Source organism: Nocardia aurea, assembly GCF_003123685.1.
Lineage (GTDB): Bacteria > Actinomycetota > Actinomycetes > Mycobacteriales > Mycobacteriaceae > Nocardia > Nocardia aurea.
This window is the reverse complement of record NZ_QCYJ01000080.1, coordinates 1-1,750: the sequence shown is the minus strand read 5'-3', so window position 1 is coordinate 1,750 and position 1,750 is coordinate 1. Positions and strand designations below refer to the sequence as shown.

Annotated in this window: 2 protein-coding genes; both read left to right on the top strand. The window is 64.5% G+C overall.

The genetic code is table 11. The features are described 5' to 3' along the window. Positions 1-770 precede the first annotated feature (770 nt). Positions 771-920 (top strand): hypothetical protein, encoded by a 150-nt coding sequence (locus DAT37_RS44090; protein WP_157978477.1) that lies wholly within the window; start codon positions 771-773, stop codon positions 918-920. A 351-nt stretch (positions 921-1,271) separates the two neighbouring features. After that, positions 1,272-1,750 (top strand): SRPBCC family protein (locus DAT37_RS13160; protein ID WP_109525031.1); only part of this gene is annotated, 479 nt, incomplete at its 3' end.

The window sequence follows — 1,750 nt, the reverse complement described above, 5'->3', positions numbered from 1 at the left end:
CTCGGAGTAGACCTCGCTCTCTTCGGCACGGGCATGCGCGGTGAACTTCGCGGCAAGCTCGGCCAACAATGCGGGGCGGTTCTCCGGCTGCTTGTACAGCTTGTCGAAGATCGCCTCCACGTCGCGATGATCGGCGGTGATCAGGTCAATGACGTTCAGTGGCATATCGGCCTCCCCAGGATGAGATCCGGCGGCCCCTCCTACCCGGGGAAGCCGGTCACATGCGGAACGACCGCTCTTGGAGGTCATCCGGCTGTCATCAGCGCCGAACCGCGCGATGAGCGGATGGAGGCGACCTGGCCACTGGGCCGGGTACGCAGGCCCACCCAGCGCACATGAGGTGGGTGGTGCCGGGGTGGGCGGGTGTCGAGCTCCACTGGCCAGCACGTTCTCTTACGACTACCGCAGCCGGGGCAGGACCTCGCGGGTGTAGAACTCGAAGAAGGCGTCATGCTCGGTGCCGATCTGGCTGATGTAGACCTCGTCGAACCCGGCGTCCACGTCCTCCTGGATCGCTTTGACATGTACCTCGGGATCGGGGCCGCGCGCTGTCGACGGAATAGTGCGTTCCGCGGTGGGTGGTCAGATCACCGCTCCACAGCCGACGCATCACCTCGATCGCCTCCTCCAGCATCTCCAGTCGTTCGGCGGCCGGCGGCCGGCGGGAGTCGATGATGTGCTCGTTCAGCGCCTCAGAAAGTATCCGATGTGTGCCATTGCCGAGTCCGCTGCATTGTCGAACCTCGAGCGGACCCGGCTCCATTCACTGAATGGCGCAGAACCTGATGTCAGAACCAGTACAGCCGGCCGGCGACTGGACGGCCGATGACGATGTCCTCTTTGAAAGAATTGACCATCTGCGACACGGCCACGTTCTTCGCGGAATCATGAATGCTGGCTCCAGGCTGCGCTTCTTTTGAGCCGGAGAGCCGGGTGTCGGCTACCCGATGAGTTCGCGGTAAACGACCCGCAGGTAGAGCCTTCACCGCGAGGAGTGCCGAGGCTACGCCTCACCCTCCTATGCACGGCATTTGGCGGAGGGTCTTGGATGTGACCGGTCTGTCGAAGGCTTTTACGACATCTCCATGACCGGCATCACTCGATCGCGTCGGCGGCAGAGAGGGCGTCGACGGGCAAACCGATCACCATGGCCTCGATGAGCGAGAGGCCGATAGCCAAATTTCGCAATCGCGCAGCTTGAGCGGCATATCCCCATGCCCATCGGCCGCATGGACGTTAGCCGCGATTCAGGACGGGCAGGGAGCAGCCCCATGAGCACGATCGAGTACTCCGTAGACGTCAAGGTCCCGATCCGCGTCGCCTACAACCAGTGGACGCAGTTCGAGACGTTCCCCGAATTCATGGAAGGGGTGGAGTCGGTCAAGCAGCACACCGACACCCGCGCCACCTGGCTGGCTGAGATCGCCGGGGTGAAGCGCGAGTTCGAGACCGAGATCACCGAGCAGCACCCTGACGAGCGCGTCGCCTGGCGCACGCTCGACAAGCCCCACCAGGCCGGCGTCGTCACCTTCCATCGCCTCGACGAGGCCACCACCCGCGTCACCCTCCAGATGGGGTACGACCCCGAGGGCTTCGTTGAAACCGCCGGCGACTGGCTTCAACTCGTCCGCCTGCGCGTCCAGGGCGACCTGCGCCGCTTCAAGGACTTCATCGAGTCTCGCGGCAACGAGACCGGCGCCTGGCGCGGCAGCGTGCCACCCCAGCATGCCGCCGACGCGCCGCGTGGGTC